The sequence below is a fragment of the Micromonospora sp. WMMA1947 genome (genome assembly GCF_027497355.1).
GTDB lineage: Bacteria > Actinomycetota > Actinomycetes > Mycobacteriales > Micromonosporaceae > Micromonospora.
In genome coordinates this window covers 2,359,416-2,379,622 of record NZ_CP114909.1, presented here as the reverse complement: position 1 = coordinate 2,379,622, position 20,207 = coordinate 2,359,416, and the positions used below count along the sequence as shown (strand labels likewise).

The window sequence follows — 20,207 nt, the reverse complement described above, 5'->3', positions numbered from 1 at the left end:
TCAGAACCGGTAGTCGTCGGGCAGGCTGGTGGCACGCAGCTCGGGCGGCAGGTGGGCGACGTCGTTGTGCGCGACGAGCGTCGGCGGGCCGCCCGAGCTGTAGCGGATCACGGTGAGCCCGCAGTTCTGCTGGTTGAGCCCGATCCACCGGTGCGGCGGCGCCTCCAGCGCGTTCAGCACCAGCCAGGCGACCAGGAAGTTGTGGGTGACGACCAGCTCGCGTACGTCACCCTCCGCGGGGGCGGCGGCGAACCGGGCCACCGCCTCCGCTGTCACGCGCGGCCCGTCGCGCCGCTCCCGCTCGGTGAAGCCGGCCAGGAACGCCGCGTACGACTCCGGCAGGTCGGCCGGGTCTGTGTCGTGCGGCACGTGGTCGCCGGCCCGGTCGTCCTCGCGTACCGGAACACCCGGCAGCGACGCCGCGACCAGCGCGGCGGTCTCCGCGGCCCGGCGGGCCGACCCATGGTGTACGGCGGCGAAGCGCGTGCCGCGCAGCCGTTCACCCAGCAGCGTCGCCTGCCGCCGGCCGCGCTCGGACAGGCCGGTGTCGGCCTCCTGGTCCGCGCGGTCCTGCTCGCCGTGGCGGACCAGGTAGAGCAGGCGGCTGGGCATCGGCGCCTCCACGGTCGGGGACCGCGAGACTAGCCCGCCGCCGCGCCGTTCACTGCCCCTGGTGCATCTGCCCGATCCGGATGCGGTTGCCGAACGGGTCGCGGATGCCGAAGTCGATCCCGTACGGCCGGTCGGTCGGCTCGTCGGTCACCTCGACGCCCTTCGCGACCAGGTCCGCGTACGTCTTGTGCGCGTCGTCGGTGGTGAAGAACAGGAAACCGCCCGCGGCGCCCTTGGTGAGCAGTTCCCGGACCTGCTCGGCGGTCTTCGGGTCCAGGGCCGGCGGGCCCGGCTTCTCCAGCAGGATCTCCCGGCCCGGGTCCCCCGGCACGTTCACGGTGAGCCAGCGCATGAAGCCGAGGTCCTGGTCGGTGCTGACCTCCAGGCCCAGCTTCCCGACGTAGAAGTCGAGCGCCTCGTCCTGGTCGAGCACGTAGATCTGCGAGCGGGAAGTCGAAGTCATCGTCATGCCGACGACGCTAGAGCAGCGGCCTGACCTGCTGCTTATCCAAAACTGCTCGGTCTGGTCCAGGACTTGGCGAAGCAGCTCGGCACGTCCGGCGGCGCGGCCCGGCGACGCCGGAAGGCCGAGGGCGACGCACCGACGATGCCGTGGAACGTCCGGCTGAACGTGCCGAGGCTGTTGAAGCCGACGGCGAGGCAGATGTCGGTGACGTCGCGGTCGGTCTCCAGCAGCAGGGCCATGGCCCGCTCGACCCGGCGGCGTTGCAGGTAGCGGTGCGGGGTCTCGCCGAAGGTGGCCCGGAAGGTACGGATGAAGTGCGCCTCGGACACGTGGGCGATCCGGGCCAGCGCGGCGATGTCCAGCGGCTGCGCGTACGCCCGGTCCATCGCGTCGCGGGCCCGCAGCATCGCCCGATTGGACTCCTCGACCGCTCTGCTCACGCCGTCCCCCCGCCGGCCAGCCTACCGAGAAGCGACCCCGAACACGGCCCCCGATGCCGGACCACCGCTGTCCACCTGGGCCTACGCGCCAGTCGCCGTGCGGTTGCAGCGAAGACGTGTCGGTTACCCGATGTCATCGCGGGACCACGCACGCCGACGGCAGGTGCGAGCATCAATCCGTTCGCGGCGGATCGCCTGCCGTGGATCGAAGAACGGGGGTTCTTGATGCGCATCAGAAGACTCACCGCCCTGGCCGGACTGGTCGGCCTGGTCGCGGCACTGCCCGTCGCGGCGGCACCTGCCTCGGCGGCCGCGCGGCCGTCGACCGCCTCGGTGGCCGACCGGCTCGTGCTGGAGCCGACCGAGCGGGGCTACCGCGGCTCGCTCACTGTCGACCTGACCTATCGGGCCGCCGAGCCCGGCCGGGCCAGTTACGTGATCACCGAGCCGATTCCCGGCTCCTACGAGAACGTGGAGTGGGGCATCAGCTGCTACAGCAGCGGAGACGTCCTCCCCGACGGGCGGACCCGGGTCGAGTGCGACGTACCCGGAGGTGAGCTGACCCCTGGGGAACGGCGCAGCTTCACCATCGACTTCGTGGTCCTCACCCCGACGCGCCCCTACGCGATGAAGGCCGGGGCGGGCCGCCTCGCCGTCATCGTCGGCGGCAGGACCGTTACCGACGAGACCTTCTCCACCCGCTTCCGCTCGACGACCGGCTCACTCGCCGACCCCCGGCCCTACGTGCGTGACCGGCAGCCCGACCTGCGCGTGACCGCCCCCGACGCGGTCACCCTGGTACGGCAGCCCGACGGCATGTTCGAGGGCCGGTTGCCGGTCACCCTGCGGTACGCCGGAGACGCGCCGCACGATTCCGTCTGGTACTCCGTGGAACGCCTGCCGGACGGCGTCGGGGAGCCCTGGACCGAGGGCTGCGGGATCAACTGTGTCGAGGGCGGCGCGTTCATGACCGGCGAGGAGCGCTCGCTCACGCTGATCGTCAACGCGCCCGCCGACACCCCGGTCGGGGAACTGGGCCTGGTCGACATCCAGTTCCACCTGTTCCGGGCGATCGCTCCGGACGTCGACCCGGCGGACAACCGCATCACGTTCACCGTCAGCACGGTCGAGGCGCCCTGACCCGCACCACCCGTTTTCGGCCGCCCCCGCCCCGGTGGTTTCCCACCGGGGCGGGGGCGGCCCCTGGTGTGCGCGCTGCTGTCATCCGGCCCGAGCGACGGCTCCTGCGGTCACGAGGCGCAGGTGCCGAGCATGCTCTGCAGCGCGGACTTCTCGGATGATTGGAGCGTCAGGCCCCAGTTGTACTTCACGGTGATCCACATCTTGCTGTAGGTGCAGCGGTACGACGTCAGCGGCGGCTGCCACGTCGAGGGGTCCTGGTCGCCCTTGGCCTGGTTGACGTTGTCGGTGACCGCGATCAACTGCGGGCGGGTCAGGTCGTTGGCGAAGCTCTGCCGACGGCTCGTCGTCCAGGAGTTGGCTCCGGACCGCCACGCCTCCGCCAGGGGCACGACGTGGTCGATGTCGACGTCGGAGGCGGCGTACCAGGTCGCACCGTCGTAGGGGCTGTACCAGCGGCCGGACGTAGCGGCACAGGAGCTGTCGACCACGACGGACGTGCCGTCACGCTTGAGGACCTGCTCGCGGGTGTTGCAGGCGCCGGTGATGGTGATCCAGTGGGGAAACAGGTCCCGCGAGTAGCCGGCCATCGAGCCCTGTGCTGCCACTGTCAGCGCGTTGAGCTGCGACTGCGCCGTTGCCCGGGAGGGGATGCCGGGAGGGGTGGCCGAGGCCGGCTGCGCGTTCACGGCGGCGAGAACGGCGGCTGCGAGGGCGGCGACAGTGATCGCGGCGGCACGGCGCCAGGCACGCGGGGTGAGGGTGACGGACGTGATCGGCATGACGGCGACCCTTCGTCGAGGAAAGTGACAGCAACCTTCCCTGACGATCATGTCCATCGATCGGCGTCCCTGTAAAGAACAGCTGTCCGGTTGTCGAGCACCGAGCCGCCCCGCACCGCCGACGCGCCGACTCCGCCCGCGTCACTCAGGGCAGCGGCGGCGTGACGGTAGTTGTATCTTCTGCGGCGTGAGCGGGGGTCGGGGCGCCGGTGGCCGCAGGAGGCGGAAGCAGGTCAGCGCGGAGGAACGCGCCGCCGCGGCGGAGGACTACCGGAAGGCCGTCGACCTGTTGCAGTAGGCGCGCGGTCGCCGTGGCCCTGGCCGTGGTGGGCGTGACCGGCATGTTCCTCACGGACCAGAGCGGCAGGTTGTGATCCGTCAGCTGACCTGCGGTGCTGTCGGCGCCTGTCCGGAGGGCGAGCAGTGTGGCGAGGCTTCGATCGCCCGCAGGTCCGTTAGCTGCCGTCCACCGGGTCGTCGTACGGCGGCGACACCTCGTCGTTCCAGGAACGTTTCACGTAACCTCCGGTGAGGTCCTGGAGCTGTAGGTTGACCTCGATCAGGGTGTTGACTTCCTGGAGCACCTCGTCGAGATCGTCGAACGTGACCTGGAACCGGCGGTCGTAGGTAGCCATCTCGGGGATGCCATAGTCCTCGGCGACCTCAGCGGCCTCAGCGACAATCCGTGGCCCCGCGTCGAAGGTCACCTCCAGCTGGGGACCATCGGACCATTGGACGATGAATCGGTCGCTCTCCTCGGCCACCACCATCGACTTCAGGCGCTGCACGGCGTCGGCAAGGGTGACGGACCCGGTGAAGTAGACCCGGAACCCATCGCGCGGCCAGAGGTGAGACGAAACGGGATCGTCCAACAGCAGATCGACCGCAGCGTCGATCCTGGACTCAGCTTCGGTCAGCGGCACACCCAGTTGCGAAACATGGGCGACCAGGCCCGTCGCGTCCGCCACCACGTGCCCGATCCGGTACATGGTCCGGACGAGCCCTTCAGCATCCACGTCACTGCCACTGTGCCAGAACGGCAGATTGATGGCCGTCTCACCGGACCGGTAGCGCACCGTAATGCCGCTGGGCTGGTGCGTCAGCGTGCGGCTCGGGCCGTCCTCGCCCAGAACCACCTCGCCGACGACGTCCCGTACGCCGGAAACGATGGCGTCCCATGCCTGCGAGTCGGACGGCTCACCCGCACCCTTCCGTTCGCCGTCCGACGCCTTCAGCGAGGGCTGTCCGACGGGCTCGGGTAGCAGGATGAGATCAAGAGTCATGGCCGTCAGGCTAGGGCCTGTGACGGGCGGTCGTGACCCTCGTTGCTGTCATCCGGCCGGATCGCAGCGGCTGCCGCCGCGAAACGCCTGATGGAATTGGAGCCCCCGGCCGGGATCGAACCGGCGACATCTCGCTTACAAGGCGAGTGCTCTGGCCAGCTGAGCTACAGGGGCGCGTGCGTCGCGCTCAGCATAGCGACTTGCCCCCGGAAATCCCGCCTCGCAGGGCTCCCGAGCACGGAAAACGTCGGCATCCCGACCGGCGCGGCCGATGGATCATCACCTGGTCACGCTCCCAACCGGGAGATTGATGCCTCGCAGTGCCCGACTGACCGTTATGTGTATGCCGTCCATCCCATCCCGAGCGCCACGTCTTGGCACGATCGCGAAAGCCGTTTACCGTGCAGTGACACGGACGACACTCCGGCCGGCCTCGGCTGCCTGAGCGACGACCCCGTTGGCCGGTGCCTTGGGCGCCGGTCGCTCCTTCACTCGGATCGTCCGGCACGTTCCTGCCGGTGAAAGGAAGCGCTCCATCATGGCTACGGTCACCTACGCGAAGGCGTCCCGGATCTACCCGGGCACCGAGCGCCCCGCCGTCAACCAGCTCGACCTCCAGATCGGTGACGGGGAGTTCCTCGTCCTGGTCGGTCCGTCCGGCTGCGGCAAGTCCACCAGCCTCCGGATGCTCGCCGGCCTGGAGGACGTCGACGACGGCGCGATCTACATCGACGACCGCGACGTCACGCACCTCCCCCCGAAGGCCCGCGACATCGCGATGGTCTTCCAGAACTACGCCCTCTACCCGCACATGACGGTGTACGAGAACATGGCGTTCGCGCTCAAGCTGCGCAAGACCTCGAAGTCGGAGATCGACCGGCGGGTCAAGGAGGCGGCCGGGCTGCTCCAGCTGGAGGAGTTCCTCAGCCGCAAGCCGAAGGCGCTCTCCGGTGGTCAGCGCCAGCGTGTCGCCATGGGCCGCGCGATCGTCCGTGAGCCGCAGGTCTTCCTCATGGACGAGCCGCTGTCGAACCTCGACGCCAAGCTCCGTGTGCAGACCCGTACCCAGATCGCCTCGCTGCAGGCGAAGCTGGGCGTCACCACCGTCTACGTCACGCACGACCAGGTCGAGGCCATGACCATGGGTCACCGGGTGGCGGTCATGCTCGACGGCGTGCTCCAGCAGGTGGACACCCCGCGGGCGCTCTACGACACCCCGGCCAACGTCTTCGTCGCCGGCTTCATGGGCTCCCCCGCCATGAACATCAAGACGGTGAAGCTGACCGAGCAGGGCGGCGCGTTCGCCGAGATGATCGTGCCGCTGACCCGCGAGCAGGTCCAGGCGGCCAGCGCCGAGGGCGGCGACGGCAAGGTCACCGTCGGCTTCCGGCCGGAGGACTGCGACCTGGTCAGCCCGTCCGAGGGCGGCATGCCGGTCGTGGTCGAACTGGTCGAGGACCTCGGCTCGGACGCCAACGTCTACGGCCACGCCGCGCTGGAGGGCCACAACGAGCGGTTCGTGGTCCGTACCGACCGGCGCAGCATGCCGAACATGGGTGACACCGTGTTCGTCAAGCCGCGTACCGGCCGCAGCCACGTCTTCCACTCCGCCACCGGCCAGCGGATCTGACGTACGTACGCGAAAAGGGGCGGCCCGCCACGGCGGACCGCCCCTTCTCGTTGCTCTCGATCAGCCCTCGACGGACCGGCGGCGGGCGACCTCGGCGAGCGTGACCGCGGCGGCGACGCTGGCGTTGAGCGACTCCACGTCGGAGACCATCGGGATGCTGACGGTCAGGTCGCAGGTCTCCCCGACCAGGCGGGACAGCCCGCGCCCCTCCGAGCCGACCACCACGACGAGCGGGCCGACGGCTGCTTCCAGGTCGTACAGATCGGTCTGCCCGTCGGCGTCCAGGCCGACCACGACGAAGCCGGCCTCCTTGCACGCCTTCAGCGACCGGGTCAGGTTGGTGACCTGGGCGACGGGCACGCGCGCGGCCGCGCCGGCGCTGGTGCGCCAGGCGGTCGCGGTGATCCCGGCGGCACGCCGTTCGGGTACGAAGACACCCTGCGCGCCGAACGCGGCGGCCGACCGGATGACCGCGCCGAGGTTGCGCGGGTCGGTGACGCCGTCCAGCGCGACGAGCAGCGGGGCGGCCTGTTCCAGCGCGGCGGCGACCAGGTCGTCGAAGGGCTCGTAGGCGAACGGCGGCACCTGGAGACCGACGCCCTGGTGCAGCACGCCGCCGGTCATCCGGTCCAGCTCGGCGCGGCTGACCTCGAGGATCGCGATCCCCCGGTCGGCGGCGGTGCGGACGATCTCCTTGACCCGGTCGTCGATGTCGATGCCGTGCGCGGTGTAGAGCGCGGTCGCGGGCACCTGGGTGCGCAACGCCTCCAGCACCGGGTTGCGTCCGACAAGCAGTTCCGGGCTGTCCTTCGCCGGGTTGGCCTTGCGGCCCGGCGCGACCCGGGGACCGCCCCGGCCGGCGGCCGGCTTGCCGCCCCGGCCCTTGGTCGTGGGCGTGCCCCGGCCACCGCCCTTGCCCCAGGTGGTGTCCTTCGTGCCGGGCTGGCCGATCTTGGGCGCGCGGCCCTCCTCGGCGGCGGCGCGGCGCTCCTTGTCCTGCTTCCAGGCGGTGCGCTGGGGCAGCTTCTCCGTGCCCGAGTACGCCTTGTGCCACGGCCGCTCGTCGGCGGGCAGCGTGCGGCCCCGCCCGGCGAGCGAGTCCTTGTTCTTGCCACCGGTGCCCTTGGGGGCACCCGCCTTCGGCGTCAGTCGCCGGCCACGGCGCTGCGAGTTGCCGGCCATCAGTCCTGCTCTCCAATAGTCCAACGCGGGCCCTGGGGGGTGTCCTCGACGACCACGCCTGCCTGCTTGAGCTGGTCGCGTACGGCGTCGGCGGCAGCCCAGTCCTTGCGGCCGCGGGCCTGCGCGCGCTGCTCCAGGGCCAGCGCGATCAGGGAGTCCACCACGCCGCGCAGGTCGTCCGTGCGGCCGCCGCCGGTCCAGGCCGGATCCAGGGGGTCGACGCCGAGGATATCCAGCATCGCCCGGGTGGCGGCCAGCGCCGTGCGGACGGTCACATCGTCCCCGGCGGTCAGCGCGGTGTTGCCGTCACGGACCACCTCGTGCAGCGCCGCGAGCGCCGCCGAGGTGTTGAGGTCGTCGTCCATCGCGGTGGTGAAACCGGCCGGCAGGCCGCCGGGCCGGCCGCCGCCGACCCGCTCGGCCGCCCGCTGCACGAAGCCCTCGATCCGCCGGTACGCCACGGCGGCCTCGCGCAGCGCGTCCTCCGAGTAGTCGATGCGGGACCGGTAGTGCGCGGCGACGTAGTAGTAGCGCAGCTCCACCGGGCGGACCCCGAGCGACGCCACGTAGTCGAGGTCGAGCGTGTTGCCGAGCGACTTGCCCATCTTGGTGCCGCCGATGCCGAGCAGGCCGTGGTGCACCCAGTAGCGCGCGAACGGCAGGTCGGCGGCCTGCGACTGGGCGATCTCGTTCTCGTGGTGCGGGAACGTCAGGTCGAGCCCGCCGCCGTGGATGTCGAACTCGGGGCCCAGGTAGCGCCAGCACATGGCCGAGCACTCGATGTGCCAGCCGGGCCGGCCACGACCCCACGGCGACGGCCAGGAGGCGTCGGCGGGCTCGCCCGGCTTGACGCCCTTCCACAGCGCGAAGTCGCGCGGGTCCCGCTTGCCCCGGTCGGGGGCGTCACCGGCCGGTTGCATGTCCGCCGGGGACTGGCCGGACAGCGAGCCGTACGCCGGCCAGGAGGCCACGTCGAAGTAGACGTCGCCGGAGCCGTCGGTGGCCGGGTAGGCGTGACCGGTCTCGATCAACCGGGCGATCAGCTCGTGCATCTCCGGGATGTGCCCGGTGGCCCGCGGCTCGTACGTCGGCGGGAGCACATTGAGCGCCCGGTAGGAGGCGGCGAGGATCTGCTCGTTCGTGTACGCGATCGACCAGAACGGCCGGTCCTGCTCCATCGCCTTGGCCAGGACCTTGTCGTCGATGTCGGTCAGGTTGCGGATGAACGTGACCTCGAAGCCCTTGTCGAGCAGCCAGCGCCGCAGCACGTCGTAGTTGACGCCGGAGCGAAGGTGGCCGATGTGCGGCGGAGCCTGGAGCGTGAGACCACACAGGTAGACCCCCACCTTGCCGGCTTCCCGCGGGACGAAGTCCCGCACCGATCGGGTGGCGGTGTCATACAGGCGTAGCGTCACCTCCCAAGGGTAGCCGTCCGCACATTTCCGGGTTGGCCGGAGCCGGGTCGTACGCTGCGTGCTGTGGACACGGCGGCGCGCGCGGGAGAGACGGCACAGACCCTGGACCGGGGCCTGCGGCTGCTGCACCTGGTCGCGGACGCGCCGGGCGGGCTGACGGTCACCGAGGCGGCGCACCGGCTGGGCATCGGCCGGGCGGCCGTCTACCGGCTGGTCGGCGCGCTGACCGGCCACGGGATGCTGCGGCGCGACGGTGAGGGCCGCCTGCGCATCGGCGTGGGCGTGCTGCACCTGGCCCGCCGCGCCCAGCCGCTGCTGGCCGAGGGTGCGCTGCCGGCGCTGCGCCGGCTCGCCGAGGGCACCGGTGCGACCGCCCACCTGACGGTGGTCGAGGGCGGCGAGGGTGTCGCGCTCGCTGTGGTCGAGCCGAGCTGGACGTCCTTCCACGTGGCGTATCGGACGGGGACCCGGCATCCGCTGGAACGCGGGGCCGCCGGCCGGGCGGTGCTCGCCGGGCGGGCCGGTGATCCGGGGCCGGTGAGCACCAGCGGTGAGCTTCAGTCGGGCGCGTACGGGGTGGCGGCGCCGGTGCTCGGCGTACCGGGTCTGGAGGGCAGCGTCGGGGTGGTGTCGCTGACCCCGCTCGACGTGGCGGACGTCGGCGCCCAGGTCACCGCAGCCGCCGAGGCGGTTGCCGCCGCGCTCTCCTGACCGGCCCCGACGTCAGCTCGGCGAAGTGGCTGCATCAACACGCCCCGGACACCACCACCTCCCCGAGCTGGAGCCGATCATGGACAGGCCGAGGGTCTATAGCACGCGGACAGGGCCGTGCGGGGGTTGTCCACAGGGCGCGGAGGACGGCACGGTGGCGGCTGTCCACAGGGGTACCGATCTCGACCCGTGCGCCGCCACGCTCATCCCATGCCACCTCATCCTCATCGACCGCCGGAGTTGGCCTGGCAGGTCTTCCGGGGCTCGGAAGCGATCCGGCGCGGGCTGCTGTCCCGGCATCATCTACGCGGCGCCTCCTGGATCCGGCTCCGGCAGGACGTCTACGCCGACGCGCGACTGGACCGCGACCACGCGCTCGCCTGCCGCGCGGCGCTGCTGCGCCTGCCACCCGGCGCGGCCATAGCCGGTCCGTCGGCTGCCTACCTGCACGGGGTCGAGCACGCCGCGGGCTTCACCGACGACGTGCACGTGCTCCTGCCGGCCACGGTCCGGGCCGACTCGCAGCCGGGTGTCCGGGTGCACCACGCCCCGATGTCGAGCACACGCAGCGGTCTTCTGGTCCCCGTCGGCAGCGCCGCGAGGGGGCCCGGACCGCACGGCCGGACCGTCTCGGCGGCTTCCGCCGCCGCATCGAACCCGTTCGCGGAGTCGCCTCCCGGCGCGGCGATGATCCTGACCGGGCCTCCGCCACGCACCGAGCCGGCCGCCTGCGCCTGGGAGACTGCGGTCTGGGCCGATCCGGTGGAGGCGGTCGGCATCATCGACGGGCTGCTGCGTACCGGCTCGGTGAACCGGTCGGCGCTGGCGAGCGAGGCGGCCCGGAACGCATCCCGCCCCGGTGGGCGGCGGGCGGCCTGGGTGTTCGGCCTGACCGACGGGCTGGCCCAGTCCCCGCCCGAGTCCCACCTGCGGGTCCGTCTCGTCCTCGCCGGCCTGCCTCGCGCGGTGGCCCAGTATCCGGTGCGGGTGTCGACCGGGCTGATCCTGCACCCCGACCTGGCCTGGCCGGAGTTCCGGGTCGCCGTCGAGTACGACGGTCAATGGCACGCCGACGCGGACCGGACGCACCTCGACCGGCGGCGGCTCAACCAGCTCGTCGCGGCCGGCTGGCTGGTGCTGCACGTGACCGGCCGCCGTCTGCGCAAGGAGTTCCCCGTCCTGGTCCGGGAGATCCGCGCCGCACTGGTGGCCCGGGGGTGGCGGCCGTGAAGCGGGCCGGAACGCCGAGGTGGCGGCGTCGGGACCACCGGACACCGCCACCTCGGAGAAACGCTCGTTACGGCCGGATGTTCGGCTTGACCGGGGTCTTCACGGCGGCGTAGGCGTCGACGATGCCGTAGCCGTAGAAGCCGTTGAAGTTCAGCGAGCCCGCGCAGTACGCGTCGAACTCGGCGTCCCGGCCCTCGTTGGTGTAGCTCTGCAGCCGCGGCTCCGGGCAGGCGTGCTCGGCCGCCGTCCGGTAGAGGTGCTGCTCGACCAGGTTCGGCGCCATGCCGTAGCCGTTGCGGCCCTCCTTCTTGCCGTGCTTGCTGACGATCAGCGCCGCCACGCCCGAGACGTGCGGCGATGCCATCGAGGTGCCCTGCAGGTAGGTGTAGTAGCCACACTCACCCTTGGCGGTGCACTGCTTGAACACCGAGTTCTCGAAGCCGGCGACGATGTTGCCGTTCTCGTCGACCGACCCCTCCTCCTGCAGCACCTTCTTCGGGTACGTGGAGAGGATCATGTTGGCGTCGGTGCGGTACGTGTCGGTGCCGAAGCCGTCGCGGAACCAGCCACCCGGCGCCGCCACCGAGATCTGCTCGGTGCCGTAGTTCGAGTAGTCGGACTTCTTGCCGGACGGGCCGACCGCCGACACGCCGATCACGTGCGGACCCTCGACCGGCAGGTCCCAGCAGGTCGCGTTGTCGATCGGGCGCGGGTACGGGTCCGCGCCGTAGTCCGGGCTGCTCACGTCGGTGCGCGGCGCGCCCAGGTCCTCGTGGTTGTTGCCGAGCGAGCCGACGAGCGTGACGCCCTTGCGGTGCGCGAAGTTGAGCGCCCGCTTCATGGCCTCGATGACGGTGCGCTGCTCGGCCTGCGCCTCCGGCGAGTCGGCCGGGTTGGCGGTGCAGTTGTAGAGCCACGGGTCGACGTAGAAGGACATGTTCACCACGTCCAGCCCGGACCGGCCCGCGTGCACCAGGGCGTTCACCACCGGGTTGAGGAAGAAGTAGCCGCTGTCCTGGCCACCCTTCAGCTCGACCAGGGAGACGTTCGGGGCCACGCCGGAGAGGCCGAAGCCGTTCGCGGCGGCGCCGATGGTGCCGGCCACGTGCGTGCCGTGTCCGCCGTCGTCGGTGCCGACCGGGTCGAGGCAGCTCGCCACCTCGCACGGGCCGTCGACCTCGGGGATGTCCGGGGCGAAGTTGCGCGACAGCGCCCAGTTGAAGTTCGGCGCAAGGTCGGGCTGGCTGGCGTCGACGCCGGTGTCCAGGATGCCGACGGTGACCCGGCGGTCGCCCGGCTCGATCTTGCGGGCCTTGTCGGCCCGGATCATGTCCAGACCCCAGAGCTTGTCGTCGAGCGGGTCCATCTTCTTGCCGTTGCCCTTGGCGGCCTTGCCCTTGGTCGCCGCGGCGGCCAGCAGGTGCTCCTGCTCGACCCGGTCCAGCTTCGGCTTGCGGCCGATCGCCTTCTCCTCGGCCGCGCCGACGAGCGCGCCCGCTGCGGTGGCCCGGCTGGCGAAGTCCGCCCGGTCGCTGGTGACCTGGAACAGGCCGACGTCGTCGGTGCGGGCGACGACCTTGCCGCCGGCGGCGGTGATCGCGGCGACCGCGGCGTCGCTGGAGACGCCGCTCTCGGCCAGCACGGTGAAGGTCCGGAACTCCGACGGCGCGGCGTTCGCCGGGATGCTCAGGCCGGTCACCGTGAGTGCCAGCGAGGCCGCAGCCGCGACCGCGCCGACGGTGAAGCGCTTGCTCACCACATCAGATCCTCTCGTTGAGGGACGTGGTGTCATCCCACATCACGGGAGCCGGTTCCGCCAGATCGACGTCCGTTATCGGCCTCAACTAGGCATTCGCGTTTGTCAAGGTGTCGAGCACCGTGGACAGTCCGGCCAGGGTGGACACCTCGGCATCCGGTTCGAGGCCGCGCGGGCGGGGCAGCCCGGCCCGGTTGAGCCAGACCGCGCGCAGCCCGGCCCGCTGGGCGGCGGCCACGTCGTGTGCCGGCGAGTCGCCCACGTGGACGATGCGCGCGGCGGGCAGCCCGGTCGCCGCCACCACCGCCGCGAAGAACTCCGGCGCCGGTTTCTTGGGCAGGCCACCCTCGTGCGCGTACAGCTCGAAGGCGAACTGCCCGGCGAGGCCGCAGCGTTCGGCGCGGCTGTTGCCGTTCGTGGCGAAGCCCAGCAGGTGGTGCGGGCGCAGCGCCGCCAGCGCGGGCAGCGCGTCGGGGAAGGGCCGGCTCAGCGCGTACCGGCGGGCGAAGAACAACGCCGCGAACTCGTCCAGGTCCGCCTCCAGCCCGGCCCGGGCCAGCGAGCGGGCCAGCGCGGCCCGCCGGATCTCCTGCACCGGGGCGGCGCTGAGCGCGCCGAAGACGGCACCCCAGTCCCCCTCCAGGTCCGCGAGCACCACCCCGGCCGCCGCCGGCGTCCGCCGCCGCATCTCCTCCAGTACGGCGACGAGGGCACCGGTGACCGCCGGGCGCAGGTCGACGAGTGTCTCGTCCGCGTCGAAGACGACAGCGCCACGCGGCTCGCTCATCGGTCGCCTGCCAGCACCGGCTCGGCTGGCGAAGGCGCCGACGGTGTGCCCCGCAGTTCGTCCGCCCGGACCAGCGCGACGCCGCCGAGGATCAGCACGCCGCCGGCCAGCTGGATCAGGCTGGGCAGTTCGTCGAGCACCAGCCAGGCGATCAGCACCGCGAACATCACCTCGGTCAGCCCCACGAAGGAGGACAGCCGCGCACCGAGCAGCCGGGTGCCGGCGACCCCGGAAAGGTACGCGACCACTGCGGCGATGAGCGACAGCCCGGCGATCGGCACCAGCCAGCTCACCCGGTGCCCGCCGAAGGTGACGTCGGCGGTGCCGGCCGCGAGCGGCAGCGCTCCCAGGCCGCCGAGCAGGAGCAGCACCAGCGCGCCGACGGCCATGCCGCCGCTGGCCATCACCACCGAGGGCAGGCCCGCGTCGATCCGGCCGGCGATGACGAAGTAACCGGCCAGCCCGACGCCCGCACCCAGGCCCCACAGCACGCCCACCGGGTCCAGTCGCGCGGCGCCGGTGAGGTCGAGGACGAGTCCCAGTCCACACAGGGCGGTGACCGAGCCGGCCACGGTGAGCAGCCGGGGGCGCTGCCCGTGGACCAGCCACATCCATCCGACCACGAGCACGATGCCGAGGTATTCCAGCAGCAGCGCCACGCCGACCGGGAGGTAGCGGACCGCGTTGAAGAAGCACGCCTGCGCCGTGGCCACGCCGAGCAGCCCGAACAGCACGACGGTGCCCGCGTTGCGGCGCAGCACCGCCCACCTGCCGCGCAGTGCCAGCACCGCGGGGACGGCGAGCACCAGGGCGGCGATGCCGACCCGGGCGATCACCACAGCGACCGCCGACCACTCACCGGTGATCAGCGGACGGGCAAAGGTGCCCGAGGTGGCGAACGTGATCGCGGACAGCAGTGCCAGGCTGAGCCCGACGCTTGACCGTTCCCGCATCGGCATCTCCCGGTCATGAGTGAAGGAAGGTTATGCTGATGACGCTAGGCGGAGCCCCTGACAGGAGTCAAGTTGCTTTTTGCTCATGACACCGAATGCGCGCTCGTCGCCGCCGCCGCGCTGGTGAACACCGCCGGCAACGGCCGGGAGGGGCTGCCCGACGTGACCGCCCTCGACGGCTTCTTCACCATGCACGGGTGGAGCGGCCGACACGAGCACTCCGAGACCGAACTGCGTCAGGTCCGCGCGCTGCGGCCCCGGCTGCGCCGCATCTGGTACGCCGACATCGACGAGGTGGTGGCGATCGTCAACGGACTGCTGCGCGAGTCGCACGCGCTGCCGCAACTCGTCCGGCACGACGACGAGCCGTACCACGTGCACGCCGTACCACAGGACGCACCGCTGGCGACCCGGATGGCTGTCGAAGCCGCGATGGCGATGGCCGACCTGGTCCGGATGGGCGAACTGAGCCGGCTGCGGCACTGCGACCACCCCGACTGCGACAACGTGCTGGTCGACCTGTCCCGGAACCGGTCCCGCCGGTTCTGCGACGCCGGTTGCGGCAACCGGGCTGCGGTGAGCGCCTACCGGGCCCGCAGGGCCGCCGCGTCCCACTCCTGACGGATCGCGGGCCAGGCGTCGCGGCGCAGTTCGTACTCCACCTCGCCGTGCTCCGTACCCGGGATCGGGTCGTCGAAGGCCAGGTGGAACGTGCGGACGTAGCGCAACCCCGCGCGGGCCATGACCGCACGGGAACGGTCGTTCACCGCCATCGTCTGCGCCCACACCCGGCGGACGCCGACCGTGTCGAACGCGTGGCGCACCAGCGCCCGCGCGCCCTCGGTGGCCAGCCCGTGCCCCCACGTCGCGCGGCGCAGCCGGTAGCCCAGTTCCGCCTCGGCGCCGTCGTCGGACGGGTCGAGCGAGTGCCAGCCGAGGAACTCGCCGGTGAACCGGTCGAGCGTCGCCCAGCGGCCGAGCCCGGGGAACCTGTCGTACTGCGCGAGCACCCGGGGCAGCACCTCGTCCCGGAACGTCCCGGCCGGGGTCGGCACGCCGCCCGTCAGGAAGCGCATGACCTCCGGGTCGGCGTCCAGCGCCACCAGCCGGTCCACATCGTCCGTCGTGAACCGGCGCAGCGTCAGCCGCGCGGTCTCCAGCAACACGCCACCGTCGTCACGCACGGTCGGATCATGCCGCGCGCACGGTGACGGGTCGAGGCAATTACCGGCGCCGCCCTCAGGGGTGGGTCATCCGGAGCAGGTCCAGCGCCTCGTCCAGCTGGGTCTCGGTGAGCGTGCCCGAGTCGACGTGACCCCGCGAGATCACCACCTCGCGGATGGACACCTGCTTGGCCAGCGCCTCCTTGGCGATCGAGGCGGCCTCGTCGTACCCGAGGTGGCGGTTGAGCGGGGTGACGATCGACGGCGAGCCCTCCGCGTACGCCAGGCAGACCTCGGCGTCCGCGACCAGGCCGGCCACCAGCCGCTCGGCGAACAGCCGGCTGGACGCGGCGATCAGCTTGATCGACTCCAGCAGGTTGCGGCCCATCACCGGGAGCATCACGTTCAGCTCGAAGTCGCCCTGCGACCCGGCGAACGCCACCGCCGCGTCGTTGCCGACCACCTGGGCGCAGACCTGCCGCATCGCCTCGGCCACCACCGGGTTCACCTTGCCCGGCATGATCGACGACCCCGGCTGGAGGTCGGGGATGCGCAGTTCACGCAGCCCGGCGCGCGGCCCGGAGCCCATCCAGCGCACGTCGTTGGCGATCTTGTAGAGGCCGACCGCGATGGTACGGAGCTGGCCGGACGTCTCCACCAGCGCGTCCCGGGCACCCTGCGCCTCGAAGTGGTTGCGCGCCTCGGTCAGCGGCAGACCGGTCGACTCCCGCAGCTTGCCGATCACCCGGTCGGCGAACCCCAGCGGCGTGTTGATGCCGGTGCCGACGGCGGTGCCGCCCAGCGGCAGCTCGGCCAGCCGGGGCAGCGCCGACTCCAGCCGCTCGACGCCGTAGCGGACCTGCGCGGCGTAGCCGCCGAACTCCTGCCCGAGCGTGACCGGCGTGGCGTCCATCAGGTGGGTACGCCCGGCCTTGACCACCGTCTCGAACTCGGCCGCCTTCTCCTCCAGCGCGCCCGCGAGCTGCTTCAGCGACGGGATCAGATCCTCCACCACGAACTGGGTGGCGGCCAGGTGGATCGAGGTGGGGAAGACGTCGTTGCTGGACTGCGACGCGTTGACGTGGTCGTTCGGGTGCACGTCCCGGCCCAGCTCGCGGCTCGCCAGGGTGGCGATCACCTCGTTGGTGTTCATGTTGGACGAGGTGCCGGAGCCGGTCTGGAACACGTCCACCGGGAACTGGTCGTCGTAGCCGCCCTCGGCCACGTGCGCGGCGGCGGTGGCGATCGCCTGCGCCACGTCCGCGTCGATCACCCCCAGCTCCCCGTTGACCAGGGCCGCCGCCCCCTTGATCTGCGCCAGGGCCTTGATCTGGGCCGGTTCCAGCCCGCGCCCCGAGATCGGGAAGTTCTGCACCGCGCGCTGGGTCTGCGCCCGCCACAGCGCCTCGGCGGGCACCTCCACCTCGCCCATCGAGTCGCGTTCGATCCGGTAGCCGGTCGCCTCTGGAGTCGTCACGCCTACCATCCTGCCGCGCCTCCCGGCGGTGTGCAGGGAAAGTGGCGCGGCCCTCAGCCCAGCTCCGCCAGCAGCTCCTCGGTCTCCCGCCCGTCCGGCGACTCGACCTGGCGGAACAGCGCCAGCGCGCGGCCGGCGTACCGGCGGGCCTGGTCGGCGTCGGTGTGCCCCATGCAGCGGGCCATGCCGTCGAGCGCGCGGGCCTGCTCGTAGCGGGCGCTGAGCCGGGTGGCGTCGCTGAGCACCCGACGGTGCAGGTCCAGCGCGCTGGCGACGTCGCCCTGGTCGAGGATCGCCCGGGCCAGCAGGTTCCGGGACGCGCACTGCCCGACCAGATCCCCCGCGTCGGTCATGGCGACGAGCCCCTCCCAGTGCAGCCGGGCGGCCGACTCCGGCCGGCCCTCCTCGCGCTCCAGCGCGCCCAGCTCGTTGAGCAGCTCACCCTCGCCGTAGCGGTTGCCCACCCGGCGCTTGAGTCCCAGGGCGGCACGCAGGAGCCGGAGCGCGGGGCCGCACTCCCCACGCCGGTGCCGCGCCATGCCGAGGTGGCCGATCGCATTGCCGAGCTGCCGCAGGTCGCCGCGTTGCCGAGCCAGGGCCATCTGGTTGCGGCATATCCGCGCGGCCTCGTCGTAGCGGCCGATCCCGATCAGGGTGAACGACAGGTTGTTGAGCCAGTTGATCAGCGCGGTCGGGTCCGCCAGCCGGCGGGTGAGCACCGCCAACGACTCGAACACCTCGATGGCCAGCCGAGGATGCCCGTCGACTCCGTACGCCGTGCCGAGGTTGCCGAGCGCCCTGCTCAACTCGTCCGGGCGGCCGAGCCGCCGGTAGATGCCGACCGCCACCTCCATCCGCCGGACGGCTTCGGCGAACCGCCCCCGGCGGTAGTCCGCCGAAGCCAGATAGTTGAGCATCGTCGCCACGGCCTCGTCGTCACCCAGACGCTCGGCGGCACGCAGTCCGATCTGGTGTGTCTCCACCAGATCGTCGAGATGACCGCCGTAGAAGTTCATCGCCCAGCCGACCCGGGCGAGCTGCCAGCACTGCCGGAGGAAACCCTCGTTCTCGGCCAACCGGACGAGCGCCGTCATGGTCGGCCTGTTCTCCTCCAGCCACTGACGGCCGAGGCCGGTGGCCGCCGCCACCAGGTCGGGCCGCGCCGGTTCCGGCAGGGGGTGCAGGACGACCGGCTCCAGCGACTTCACGAGGATCGCGGCGACGTGCAGGTGAAAGTCGAGGAGCCGGGCCGTCGCCGCCCTCCGCTCCTCGGGCGACTCGCGTTGCGCGCCGAGCATCCGGGCGTACTCCCGGATCAGGTCGTGCAGCCGGTAGCGGCCCGGTTCCGTCTCCTCGACGAGGTGCGCGTCGACCAGCTCGTCGAGCGCGTCCTGGGCCGCCGGCAGCGGCAGCTCCGCGAGCACCGCCGGCACCCGGTTGTCGGCGTGGACGCCCGGGTGCAGCCCGAGCAGCCGGAAGACCCGCTGCGCGACCGGTGACACCTGCTCGTACGACAGCGCGAAGGCCCGGGCCACCGAGCGTTCGCCGGCGACCAGCTCGGCCAGCGGGTCGGACGCCCCGGCCAGCCGCTCGGCCAGATCGGCCACCCGCCAGCGCGGCCGGTGCGCGAGCCGGGCCCCGGCCAGCCGCAGGGCGAGCGGCAGATGACCGCAGCGCCGGGCCACCTCCGCCGCCGCCTCGGGCTCGGCGGTGACCCGCTCCACGCCGGCCACCCGAGCCAGCAGCTCGACCGCCTCGTCGCTGTCGAGCACCGGCAGCGAGGACGGCCGGCCCGCGTCCAGGCCGACCAGCCGGCGGCGGCTGGTGATCAGCACCAGGCAGTCCGGCCCGTTGGGCAGCAACGGCGCGACCTGGCCGGCGTCGGCGGCGTTGTCGAGCACCACCACGGCCCGCCGGCCGGCCAGCTCCGAACGCCACGTCGCCAGCCGGTCCGCCAGGTCGACCGGCACCCGCTCGGGGGGTACGCCGAGCTGCCGGAGCAGGGTGGCCACGGCCGCGGTCGTGGCCACCGGGCTGCGTTCGCTGTGCCCGTGCAGGTCGATGAAGAGTTGCGCGTCGGGAAACCGGTCGGCGACCGCGCCGGCCACCTGGACGGCGAGCGTCGTCTTGCCACTGCCCGCCATGCCGTCGATGAGCTGGACGCGGATTGCCTCCTCCTCGATCTCCTTCACCAGCCGGGCCACGGTCTGCCGCCGTCCGGTGAAGTCGCCGATCGCCCGTGGCAGCGCCCGCACCGGGGCGCCGGTCCGGCTCTCCGGCCCGCCCAGCGCCAGGTCACCGGCGAGCAGCCGCTGGTGCAGTTCCTGCAACGCCGCGCCGGGCTCGATGCCCAGTTCCTCGGCGTAGATCCGCCGGCCCTCCCGGTAGACGGCAAGCGCGTCCGCGTGGCGGCCGACCGTCGAGAGGGCCAGCATGAGCTGCCCCCGGAGCCGTTCCCGCAGCGGGTTGCGGTCGACCGCCTCGGTCAGCTCGTCGACCAGCTCCGCCGCTCGGCGTAGCCGCAGCTCGACGTCGACGCACTCCTCCAGCACGGCGAGCCGCTGCTCGTCGAGCGCCTGGGCTCGCCGCCGCACACTCTGGGCGGGTATGCCCGCCAGCGCCGGGCCGCGCCAGAGATCCAGGGCGGCCCGGAAGCGGTGCCGCGCGTCGGTCAGCCGGCCGGTGGCGGCCTCGGCTCGGGCCGCCTCGACGGTACGGGCGAACGTCTCCGCGTCGAGGTCGTCCGGCCCCACCCGCAAGCCGTAGCCGGCCGGGTCGGTGACGATCGTGTCAGCCGGCAGCCCGAGCGCCGCGAACCGCTGCCGCAGTCGCGACACACAGATCTGGAGCTGGGTCCGCGCGGTGGCCGGAGGGCGTTCCTCCCAGACGGCGTCGACCAGGTCCTCCACCGGCACCACACGGCCCGGGCGCAGCAACAGCATGGCGAGCACGGTCCGGTCCCGGCCCGCGGTAACTGTGGCTTCGCCACCGCCAAGCCGTAAGGGTCCCAAGATCCCGAACCGCACCCGCGCCCCCGCCCGCCGCATGCAACTTCCAGCAGCGTAGCCCTACGGTCACCGAACGCCTCGTCGAGGCGATAGCGATCCGATAGCGACGGCACCCAGACTCGTCGCGGGTTGTCGGTGACGACATCCGACGGGGGCGGTGCGCCTGTCGGCC

The 20,207-nt window shown here is 72.2% G+C and carries 18 protein-coding genes and 1 tRNA gene; 5 read left to right on the top strand and 14 right to left on the bottom strand.

Annotated elements, in window-relative coordinates; genetic code table 11:
* The 3 genes from O7604_RS11465 to O7604_RS11455 are packed head-to-tail and all read right to left on the bottom strand — an operon-like array spanning position 1 to position 1,518.
* A complete protein-coding gene (locus O7604_RS11465; RefSeq protein ID WP_281579604.1) occupies positions 1 to 612 on the bottom strand; it encodes a histidine phosphatase family protein in 612 nt (203 codons plus the stop codon).
* Between the two features lie 49 nt (positions 613 to 661).
* Positions 662 to 1,081, bottom strand: a complete 420-nt coding sequence (locus O7604_RS11460) for a VOC family protein (protein ID WP_281579603.1) — start codon at positions 1,079 to 1,081, stop codon at positions 662 to 664.
* Between the two features lie 35 nt (positions 1,082 to 1,116).
* Positions 1,117 to 1,518, bottom strand: coding sequence for an AraC family transcriptional regulator (locus O7604_RS11455; RefSeq protein WP_187693841.1), 402 nt, complete (start codon positions 1,516 to 1,518; stop codon positions 1,117 to 1,119).
* A gap of 225 nt (positions 1,519 to 1,743) precedes the next feature.
* Between O7604_RS11455 and O7604_RS11450 the strand changes: the two genes are divergently transcribed.
* Positions 1,744 to 2,658 carry a hypothetical protein gene (locus O7604_RS11450; RefSeq protein ID WP_281579602.1) on the top strand — a complete coding sequence of 305 codons (915 nt, stop codon included), beginning with the start codon at positions 1,744 to 1,746 and terminating at the stop codon, positions 2,656 to 2,658.
* A gap of 110 nt (positions 2,659 to 2,768) precedes the next feature.
* Here O7604_RS11450 and O7604_RS11445 read toward each other — a convergent pair whose 3' ends face one another.
* From O7604_RS11445 to O7604_RS11435, 3 genes are all read right to left on the bottom strand, one after another.
* A complete protein-coding gene (locus O7604_RS11445; protein ID WP_281579601.1) occupies positions 2,769 to 3,440 on the bottom strand; it encodes an HNH endonuclease family protein in 672 nt (223 codons plus the stop codon).
* Positions 3,441 to 3,895: 455 nt separating this feature from the next.
* Positions 3,896 to 4,723, bottom strand: a complete 828-nt coding sequence (locus tag O7604_RS11440; protein WP_281579600.1) for a hypothetical protein — start codon at positions 4,721 to 4,723, stop codon at positions 3,896 to 3,898.
* A gap of 97 nt (positions 4,724 to 4,820) precedes the next feature.
* Positions 4,821 to 4,897 (bottom strand) — tRNA-Thr (locus tag O7604_RS11435).
* 364 nt (positions 4,898 to 5,261) lie between these two features.
* On the opposite strand from O7604_RS11435, the gene ugpC reads away from it, so the two are divergent.
* A complete protein-coding gene (gene ugpC, locus O7604_RS11430) occupies positions 5,262 to 6,353 on the top strand; it encodes a sn-glycerol-3-phosphate ABC transporter ATP-binding protein UgpC (RefSeq protein WP_043327950.1) in 1,092 nt (363 codons plus the stop codon).
* Positions 6,354 to 6,413: 60 nt separating this feature from the next.
* Here the strand turns inward: ugpC and rlmB are convergent, their stop codons facing one another.
* A complete protein-coding gene (gene rlmB / locus O7604_RS11425) occupies positions 6,414 to 7,535 on the bottom strand; it encodes a 23S rRNA (guanosine(2251)-2'-O)-methyltransferase RlmB (RefSeq protein WP_281579599.1) in 1,122 nt (373 codons plus the stop codon).
* Positions 7,535 to 8,950: a cysteine--tRNA ligase gene (gene cysS, locus O7604_RS11420; protein ID WP_281579598.1), complete on the bottom strand. Its 1,416-nt coding sequence runs from the start codon at positions 8,948 to 8,950 to the stop codon at positions 7,535 to 7,537. Before cysS ends, rlmB begins: the two co-directional genes overlap by 1 nt.
* A gap of 63 nt (positions 8,951 to 9,013) precedes the next feature.
* On the opposite strand from cysS, the gene O7604_RS11415 reads away from it, so the two are divergent.
* Entirely contained in the window at positions 9,014 to 9,661 is a 648-nt protein-coding gene (locus O7604_RS11415) for a helix-turn-helix domain-containing protein (protein WP_269703724.1), read from the top strand.
* A 210-nt stretch (positions 9,662 to 9,871) separates the two neighbouring features.
* Positions 9,872 to 10,891 carry a hypothetical protein gene (locus O7604_RS11410; protein WP_269703723.1) on the top strand — a complete coding sequence of 340 codons (1,020 nt, stop codon included), beginning with the start codon at positions 9,872 to 9,874 and terminating at the stop codon, positions 10,889 to 10,891.
* A gap of 67 nt (positions 10,892 to 10,958) precedes the next feature.
* Here O7604_RS11410 and O7604_RS11405 read toward each other — a convergent pair whose 3' ends face one another.
* From O7604_RS11405 to O7604_RS11395, 3 genes are all read right to left on the bottom strand, one after another.
* Positions 10,959 to 12,647 carry a S8 family serine peptidase gene (locus O7604_RS11405; protein ID WP_281579597.1) on the bottom strand — a complete coding sequence of 563 codons (1,689 nt, stop codon included), beginning with the start codon at positions 12,645 to 12,647 and terminating at the stop codon, positions 10,959 to 10,961.
* A gap of 88 nt (positions 12,648 to 12,735) precedes the next feature.
* On the bottom strand, positions 12,736 to 13,434 hold the full coding sequence (locus O7604_RS11400) for an HAD family hydrolase (protein ID WP_269703720.1): 699 nt from the start codon (positions 13,432 to 13,434) through the stop codon (positions 12,736 to 12,738).
* Positions 13,431 to 14,387 (bottom strand): EamA family transporter, encoded by a 957-nt coding sequence (locus O7604_RS11395; protein WP_281579596.1) that lies wholly within the window; start codon positions 14,385 to 14,387, stop codon positions 13,431 to 13,433. The genes O7604_RS11400 and O7604_RS11395 overlap by 4 nt, the downstream gene beginning before the upstream one ends.
* Positions 14,388 to 14,459: 72 nt before the next feature.
* On the opposite strand from O7604_RS11395, the gene O7604_RS11390 reads away from it, so the two are divergent.
* Positions 14,460 to 15,008, top strand: coding sequence for a CGNR zinc finger domain-containing protein (locus O7604_RS11390; protein ID WP_269703716.1), 549 nt, complete (start codon positions 14,460 to 14,462; stop codon positions 15,006 to 15,008).
* Here the strand turns inward: O7604_RS11390 and O7604_RS11385 are convergent.
* Genes O7604_RS11385 through O7604_RS11375 form a run of 3 tightly spaced genes read right to left on the bottom strand, consistent with a single transcriptional unit; the run spans position 14,972 to position 20,053 of the window.
* A complete protein-coding gene (locus O7604_RS11385) occupies positions 14,972 to 15,571 on the bottom strand; it encodes a GNAT family N-acetyltransferase (RefSeq protein ID WP_269703714.1) in 600 nt (199 codons plus the stop codon). The genes O7604_RS11390 and O7604_RS11385 overlap by 37 nt on opposite strands.
* A 55-nt stretch (positions 15,572 to 15,626) precedes the next feature.
* Positions 15,627 to 17,036: a class II fumarate hydratase gene (locus tag O7604_RS11380; RefSeq protein ID WP_269703711.1), complete on the bottom strand. Its 1,410-nt coding sequence runs from the start codon at positions 17,034 to 17,036 to the stop codon at positions 15,627 to 15,629.
* A gap of 44 nt (positions 17,037 to 17,080) precedes the next feature.
* Entirely contained in the window at positions 17,081 to 20,053 is a 2,973-nt protein-coding gene (locus O7604_RS11375; RefSeq protein ID WP_281579595.1) for an AfsR/SARP family transcriptional regulator, read from the bottom strand.
* Between the last annotated feature and the right edge of the window lie 154 nt (positions 20,054 to 20,207).